This is a genomic window from uncultured Campylobacter sp. (assembly GCF_963517995.1).
Taxonomy (GTDB): Bacteria; Campylobacterota; Campylobacteria; order Campylobacterales; family Campylobacteraceae; genus Campylobacter_A.
Map to the genome: position 1 here is coordinate 1 of NZ_CAUQHQ010000120.1, position 6,855 is coordinate 6,855.

Sequence of the window (6,855 nt, forward strand, 5' to 3'; positions counted from 1 at the left end):
ACCGTTTCAAACCCCAACGGGGTAAAATTACACAATCCGAAAATCCAAACAATATTTGAACCCTACGGTGTTTCAAACCCCAACGGGGTAAATTTACACCTAGCCTCTATGGCCTCAAAGATCCGCGAAAACGGTTTCAAACCCCAACGGGGTAAATTTACACTGATACCTGAAAGCACCAAAACATCGCCGCGACGGTTTCAAACCCCAACGGGGTAAATTTACACAGCACCAAAACACTCATATTTAGGGCTATTCGTGATAAAAGTTTATATTTTTAGGCCTTAAAATAGCCTAAATTTAACCGCTCAAAAAATCTAGAACGCGAGTATATCGCCATTTGCGAAACTTACAAGAAGCTTTATCGCCGTAGCGGGCAAAGATATACAAGCAAAAATAGGTAAACATGGGACGCAAAAGACATTACGATGGTTTTTAGGCGGACTTAGGCGCCGTTGTCTCTAGCAGTCAAGATCGCTGCGCCTTTGATGCACGCGCATCATTTACAAAGGCTGCAAAATCCAAGACTACGCGGCGTCGCGACCGAGCCGCCTTTAGCACAAGCAAAACGGCACCGTAAAAAAAGAGCCGGCAGCGGCCAAGCATACCTTTAGCGTCGCATCTTAAGCGATCTTGGCTACTAGGGCCGCTGCAACCAAACTCGTCTTTGCCGTTTGCATGTCGGGCGAGTCAAAAACCGAGCCGATTGCTTGCGGATTTGCTTTTAGTGAAAATTTACCGCCTTGCTCGCTAAATACTTTTTGGGCAGCGCGCGAAGTAAATTTAGCGCTAGAGCGCATTATCGGCACTGCAAAGGCACAAGCCCAAACGGCGCTTAAGCTAGAAATTTAAGATTTGCTATGCCAGAAGCTTCGCCGTTCGCCCGTTTTTTCGCACTTCTTTGAAAAATATCCGCAGCGCTTTTTGCTCTTTCGCGCCGATTTCGTAGCTGATAAATTTGAGATACCATTTGATATCATCCGCGCTGATGCCCCTAGTTTGGGCGTATTTCGCGAGGATGTAGTTTGGGATTTTGACATTTGCTAGCAAAAACTCGCGCGCCAGCCGCTCATACGCGCCGCACCCCTTCACGCAGGAAAATCGCCCGAAAACAAACGGCAACCCCGTCTGCTCGCGCCACGCCCGCCCCAGATCGTAAAACGCATCCTCGCCCTCCCGCAGATACACCTTTAGCGCGCGGTCGCCGATGAGTACCTCGCCCTCAAGCCCCAGCACGCCGGCTAGCGCGTTTGAGCTCGCAGACGCGGGATCCGGGCGCGCGGCGGTGCCCTTTCGCACGAGCACGCTTTTAACGTCACCCTTAGCTACGATGCCCAGGCTCACCTTTTTGTAGTGTTTTTTGCGGCTTTCGATGCTCGAGATCACGGCGGCGTCGATCCTGCGGCAGCACAGATCGCGGTTTAGTTTGCTAGGCACCCCTTTTTTAAATTCGATGATTTTTTTATCCTGCGAGCTTAGGCGTGAGCGCTTTAAAAATACGTGAAAGGGAAGCAAATTTAGATAATCAATCTTGCCAAAAATCATAAAAACTCCGAATTTATAAGGATTTGCGCCGTTTTAAAATGCGGCGAAACGAGCTAAATTTAAAACCAAATCCAAATCTATAAAAATCAATTTTCGTAAAATCCAAATCATAGCCCGCGTCAAAAAAACGCGGCTTGCGGGCCTTGCTACGATAGCGCAAATTTAACCAAGCCTCGCAAGTATGCCGCAAAATGCGCCCGCTCCAAAGCAAAGCACCAAAAAGGTGCGGGTCTCGGTCACTCAGAAAGCTCATTTCCAAAATGCGGCAATGAAAAACTGCCAAAACGCGCCGAGCTTGCCACCTAGCTTGAGTTCCGAAGCTATCTTTTAATGCTAAATTTGAAAAGCGGCGACTCCGCGCAGGAAATCGCCGCTAGCGGTGCTAATTTTAGCTCAAGGACGCGCTATTTTGCTTCGTTAAATTTGATACTCGTGCTCTTCAAGCTCGTCGTTTAAGAGCTTCGTAAATCTCGCCGCATGCGCCTCTATCGCGCTATCGGGCACGCCCGGCTCCACGCCGCAGCTAGCAAAAATGCGCCCGTAAACGAGCTCGCAAAAGTCCGCGCAGCACTGAAGCGGCAGCAAAATCTCGTTTAGGCTAAATTTGATCGCGCCGTGCTTGGAGTATTCGCCTAGGCCGCCGCCCGTGCTCACGGCGATTTGCAGCTGTTTGCCCGCGATCTTCGCGCCCTGCCCGTAGGCGAAGCCGCGGCTAAGCACGTAGTCGATATATGCCTTTAGCATCGACGGCACGTTAAAGCCCATCATTGGGAACAAAAACACGATGCGATCGGCGCGTAAAAACGCCTCCTGCTCTGCCGCAACGTCGATTTTAAGGGCGTCGGTGCCGTATAGTCCCTCTAGGTGGCGAACCTCGGCGCCTGCGCTTTTGGCGGCGTTTGCCAGCGCCTTGTTTAGGCGAGAAGCGGCGAAATTTGGATGGGATAAAACTACTAGCGTTTTCATTTTGGCTCCTTTTTTGATAAATTTTAGAGCGTTTGCGATTTTGGGGCGTTAAATTTAAGCTTACCTGCGCAAATCAAGCTCGCTGCGACGCGGTTTCAAACTCGAACTCATCCGCCAAAATCGCGCTAAATTTGATCCAAAGCCTAAATTTTCGCTCCAAATCGCAAAAGTCTTATTTTTGAGAAATTATATCATCAAAAGCATAAAAAGGGATTAAGGCAGGCGCGAAAACTAGCCCCTGCAAGCAAAGCTAAATTTAGCCCTAGCAAGCGGGCTTAAACGCGTAAAATCATCGCTAGAGGCGGTGCAGTCTGCCGCGCGTCTATTTGCTCGTCGATTTAAATCTGCCCGAAAACCAAAAATGGGCAACATTTAAATGCCCATTAGCGTATGAAATTGATTTTTGGCGGGGTGTTTACCCCCCCCCAACAAGGTAAATTTACACGAAAAGGCTATGAAATTTAGCCCGTCCTCGATCATGTTTCAAACCCCAACGGGGTAAATTTACACCTGAACCAACCTGATATCAAGAGCATTCAAAACTTGTTTCAAACCCCAACGGGGTAAATTTACACCAAAATTACGGGTTCGTCTAGTATCGATATCGAGCAAAGTTTCAAACCCCAACGGGGTAAATTTACACAAAAGCAAAAAGCTTATATGCGAAGTTTTAATTTTATGTTTCAAACCCCAACGGGGTAAATTTACACTAAGCCGTCTAAGAATTTGCCCGGCTCTCAAAGCAGTTTCAAACCCCAACGGGGTAAATTTACACCAAGGATAGATACAAGCGCACGATCGGCACGATCTATTGTTTCAAACCCCAACGGGGTAAATTTACACCCACAACTTTGCCCCGCTTTACGGGCTAGGGTTTAGATGTTTCAAACCCCAACGGGGTAAATTTACACAGGATAGATACAAGCGCACGATCGGCACGATCTATTGTTTCAAACCCCAACGGGGTAAATTTACACATTGTCTTTTAGCTCTTTTTTTACGATGTTTTTCTGTTTCAAACCCCAACGGGGTAAATTTACACTTTACGATCAGCGCCCGGTTTTTCTTACTATTACGCTGTTTCAAACCCCAACGGGGTAAATTTACACCTCGTGATCTCGGAAACGAACTTAAAAGATATTAAGGAGTTTCAAACCCCAACGGGGTAAATTTACACAGAAGGTTGGCTTGATGGTTAATTATATATAGGCTTGTTTCAAACCCCAACGGGGTAAATTTACACGATCTCAAAACGCCTCAAATGCCGTTTCTATCGAAGTTTCAAACCCCAACGGGGTAAATTTACACAGCACCAAAACACTCATATTTAGGGCTATTCGTGATAAAAGTTTATATTTTTAGGCCTTAAAATAGCCTAAATTTAACCGCTCAAAAAATCTAAAACGCGAGTATATCGCCATTTGCGAAACTTACAAAAAGCTTTATCGCCGTAGCAAGCAAAGATATACAAGCAAAAACAAGCCGCAAAAGTAAAAATCTTCATAATCAACATAAAATAAATGAAATTTATATTAAAAGCTGCGATACTAAAAATAAGATAAACAATAAAAATAAATAAAAATACTGAAACAAGCACGGTAGTTCTAACCAATTTTCGCTTGCGACGAGTATAAAATACGGACGCGGGCTTTTATAGCCGGCGAGAGAAATTTATATTTATAGGGCTAGTGTTAAACGAAGCATAAATCCTCTTGAGCCAGCGCTAGCGCAGAGCATCTAAGTAAGACACACACTAAACTGGAGCAATAAAGCGCCGCCCCAAAGCAAAAATAAGCAAAAGTCGGTAAAAATACTAAAACTTCGCTTAAAGCCAGCTTTTACAAACGAAGACGACTAAAGGTATCTAATTTGCAGGGTTTTAACTGTTTAGTTTTTCTATAGATTTTGTTTACTTGTTGCATCCAAAGCCTCGCTATATTTTCTAAATATAATTAGAATTAATAAACTTTAAAAACTGACTAAAACATAATGCCGAGTCATTTTTATAAACCCGCGCCAAAAGAGCTAGCCTAAGAATAAGTCAGACCGCGTAAAACGGCAAAACCACCCGCAAATTTATCTCTCCTTGTTTAGGACCAAATTTAGCCGCCAAACCAAACCTAAATTTAAAGCGCAAATCTCAAAATTTAGATTTTTATCTACGCTTTATATTTTTGCCGTCTTTATTTACGCACATAAAATCCACAGTCGCCCCACCGTCATAAATCAAAGCTACGCCGTCTGAATGAAATCTATCGTCGCAGCCCGCTTCCTTGTCGCCTCGCAGTATCTCGTCCGAAGCGTCGTCAAAAATCTCGTAATAAGTACCCCCAAAGCCATCACTCCGATAATAAATTGTCGTCTTGCGCTCGCCTCCAAACGCCTCGTTGCCCCAGATTCTTACGCCTATGACGTTTGCGCTTTTTAGTTTGGTTTTTAGCTCGCCGAAAGTCTGCTCGCCCCAGCCCAGTATCCGCAGAGGCTCCTGCACGCTCGTTCGCTCATCTACGTGGATGAAGCTAGCGGTTTGATTTTTATCGGCATTCACGGCGCTAAGCGTCTCAACCCGGGCACCGTCCAAGCGCAGGTCAAACCAAACTCCGCGAGGCCTAATCTCGCACGCAAAATCGCGCAATGCTAAAATCTCGATACGATTTTTTTCGTAGTTTAGCGCCAGCTCCCGTCCGTCGTATAAATTTAAGTAGATGGCCGTCGCCGCGATTAGAAAAATAATAAAAGACACTTTGCGGCTTATGCTCATAAATCCTCGCAAATTCTTTTATCCTTAGTATAATTTACGGCGTCAAGCACTCTAAATTTAAAATTTAACCCCGTGATTTAGCAGTTTTCTCACGCCTAGATTCGTGTCGATGCCGGTGATTATGGCGTTATAAATATATTCTTTGGCTTGCTGGACGGCGCTTTCTAGACTCTCGCCACGAGCGAGCAGGCAGGCTAGCGAGCTAGAAAACGTGCAGCCTGCGCCGATGATAACCAGCGGATCGGCTAGCGACGTCTCAAAGTTTTGCACGCTGCCGTCCTTGCGGTAGAGCGTGTCGATGCTTTTGCCTGCGACGATGTGCTTTTTCACGATCACGTCGCACGGCAGATTCGTAAAATCATCGCCGAAAAGTACGTCCGCTTCGCGCAGGTTCGGCGTCGTGACGGCGGCAAATTTCATCAGCTCTTTTAGCCGCTTAATAGCGCTATCCTTGATGAGTTTGTGCCCCATTTTCGAGACGCAGACGGGATCTAGCACCACGGGAGCGGAGTTTTTTTCTAAAAAGCTCTGCACGACGTCCATGATAGGCTCGTTAAAGAGCATGCCGATCTTGACGGCATCAAAGCTAAACTCGGCCGAGAGCATCTCAAGCTGATCGGCGATAAAGGACGGCTCTAGCGAGACGATATTTTTAATCTTGTCGGTATTTTCGGCCGTTAGCGCCGTGACCGCGGTTGCGCTATAACAGCCAAAGTGCGCGCAAGCCTTGATATCGGCTTGCAGTCCCGCGCCGCCGTTGCTGCATGAGCCTGCGATGATGAGGATTTTTTTCATTTTTTGCCTTTTATTTTTAAATTTTTAAAATTTGTTTTATGTCTTCGGGATTTAAGAGCGGCGAGAAAATATGAGTTATATCGCCATTAATTTTTACCAACATATCGCCTGACCCGAGTAGTTTTTCCGCCCCGCCTTTATCAATACGAGGTCTAATGTCGATAACGGCGCTATCGTCCAAAAAATCAAGAGACGAAACAGAGATATCAGAGTCGCTCGCATTTTTAAAATTTAAGTTATTCGCGCCTTTTAAAAGATTATTTTTTGCCACTATAGACTTTCGAGATTTATTTTCGTATCGTAAGATTATAGTGGATAATTTCTTAAAAAGCGGATATCCTTTACTCCTAAATAGCTTCAAAATGCTTTTAAAATACAGACTAAAATAAGTTAAAAATTTTAAAATGAGTTTTTATCAAATAGAAGGCATCTTATTAATAAAGCTAAGCGCAGATACTACGGACTTGCCTTGCTACCGCAAATTAAATGGATGTTTATGCTAAATATATCTAAACTTAAAGAGATATTTTTCAAGCCAGGCAACAGTAACGGCTGCAACGAAATTAAAAAAGAGATTTTCTTGCTTTGTTTAAAATGGCGTATTCTGCCTTGCTTCACCATGTTTGTTGTTTTTAAAAATAGCTACGAGTGAAGAAAAGTAGAGTTTTAGATGTAATAAAAAGCAAAACAATCATGAAGCGATGTTCCAATAAAATGAGCCGTATCGTATTTTAAAGTTGATGGAAAAATTTGACCGACTTGCCTTGAGCCAAAAACGATATGCTTTA

At 44.6% G+C, this 6,855-nt stretch carries 6 protein-coding genes and 2 CRISPR repeat arrays; of the genes, 1 reads left to right on the plus strand and 5 read right to left on the minus strand.

The annotated features are described in order from the left end of the window. Positions 1 to 227: direct repeats of the CRISPR family, unit length 30 nt; unit sequence GTTTCAAACCCCAACGGGGTAAATTTACAC. 406 nt (positions 228 to 633) lie between these two features. Beyond that, a complete protein-coding gene (locus RYL88_RS10430) occupies positions 634 to 852 on the plus strand; it encodes a hypothetical protein (RefSeq protein WP_314991111.1) in 219 nt (72 codons plus the stop codon). Between the two features lie 6 nt (positions 853 to 858). Here RYL88_RS10430 and RYL88_RS10435 read toward each other — a convergent pair whose 3' ends face one another. The 5 genes from RYL88_RS10435 to RYL88_RS10455 form a co-directional block, all read right to left on the minus strand. Next, positions 859 to 1,545 (minus strand): MqnA/MqnD/SBP family protein, encoded by a 687-nt coding sequence (locus RYL88_RS10435; protein ID WP_314991113.1) that lies wholly within the window; start codon positions 1,543 to 1,545, stop codon positions 859 to 861. A 417-nt stretch (positions 1,546 to 1,962) separates the two neighbouring features. Beyond that, complete coding sequence (locus RYL88_RS10440) at positions 1,963 to 2,511, minus strand: NAD(P)H-dependent oxidoreductase (RefSeq protein ID WP_185898457.1); 549 nt, start codon at positions 2,509 to 2,511, stop codon at positions 1,963 to 1,965. 415 nt (positions 2,512 to 2,926) lie between these two features. Further along, positions 2,927 to 3,819: a CRISPR direct-repeat array (repeat unit 30 nt; unit sequence GTTTCAAACCCCAACGGGGTAAATTTACAC). 847 nt (positions 3,820 to 4,666) lie between these two features. Further along, positions 4,667 to 5,254, minus strand: a complete 588-nt coding sequence (locus RYL88_RS10445) for a hypothetical protein (RefSeq protein WP_314991115.1) — start codon at positions 5,252 to 5,254, stop codon at positions 4,667 to 4,669. A 75-nt stretch (positions 5,255 to 5,329) separates the two neighbouring features. Beyond that, positions 5,330 to 6,067, minus strand: coding sequence for a hydroxymethylpyrimidine/phosphomethylpyrimidine kinase (locus RYL88_RS10450; RefSeq protein WP_314991117.1), 738 nt, complete (start codon positions 6,065 to 6,067; stop codon positions 5,330 to 5,332). Between the two features lie 16 nt (positions 6,068 to 6,083). Next, positions 6,084 to 6,338, minus strand: coding sequence for a hypothetical protein (locus tag RYL88_RS10455; RefSeq protein ID WP_314991118.1), 255 nt, complete (start codon positions 6,336 to 6,338; stop codon positions 6,084 to 6,086). Positions 6,339 to 6,855 lie beyond the last annotated feature (517 nt).